Genomic DNA, 633 nt, shown 5'->3' with positions numbered 1-633 from the left:
CAACGGAGCGGCACTCTCAGCCTTTTTCTGCCCCCACTGGAAATACAACCCGGATTTACCCGCGTGGTCGAAAGCCTTTTCTATCAGCCAGCCGAGTAAAAATATCGCGGCAACCAGTATGGCGCAGAATGTGAGTATCCGTTGGCCATCATACGGCCCGAAGCCGGTGGCAGAGGCCACATTTTCCGGAAAGGCATAAAACAAAAATGCCACGATGACTGTCAGGAAAAAGGCGACAGTCACAACGGAGCCGATGAGTGTTTTTACTTTTACCTTAGACATTCTTAGGCGATTCCTTGCGAACTTCTTCTTTGGTGATGACGGCAACCCAGATGTCGTCCTTGTCAGCGGCGGGTTGTGCGGCGATAACCTGCGGCCCGCGTTGTTCAACGTCAGCATTGGCAAGCGTGATAGCCAGCCATGGAGCCGCATGGCCTGTGTATCCCAGCACTGGATCGATACTGAAGTTGTCCTCAGAAAGACTAAATGCCACCCCGCTCTGCTCGCAGGCATTATTCCAGCCGCTTCCGGAGGTCAATGTAGGACCGGAGATCCAGCTTCCTTTGAGTTCATCGGGTCTGGTCTTCGCCCAGAGCAGCGCCCGGGTGAGTGTCTTTGTGAGCGTTGTTTCTG

General features: G+C 53.9%; 1 protein-coding gene and 1 pseudogene. Both read right to left on the bottom strand.

What is annotated here, in order from left to right; genetic code table 11:
* The coding region (locus QQF33_RS03415; RefSeq protein ID WP_350319005.1) for a hypothetical protein at positions 1–282 on the bottom strand (282 nt) is incomplete at its 3' end.
* Positions 275–633: pseudogene (locus QQF33_RS03410) on the bottom strand (hypothetical protein); the annotation flags it as partial. The pseudogene QQF33_RS03410 and the gene QQF33_RS03415, both read right to left, overlap by 8 nt.

The sequence above is a fragment of the Lelliottia wanjuensis genome (assembly GCF_030238365.1).
Taxonomy (GTDB): Bacteria; Pseudomonadota; Gammaproteobacteria; order Enterobacterales; family Enterobacteriaceae; genus Enterobacter; species Enterobacter wanjuensis.
The sequence above is the reverse complement of the archived record's forward strand: the minus strand, read 5'-3'. Positions and strand labels throughout refer to the sequence as shown.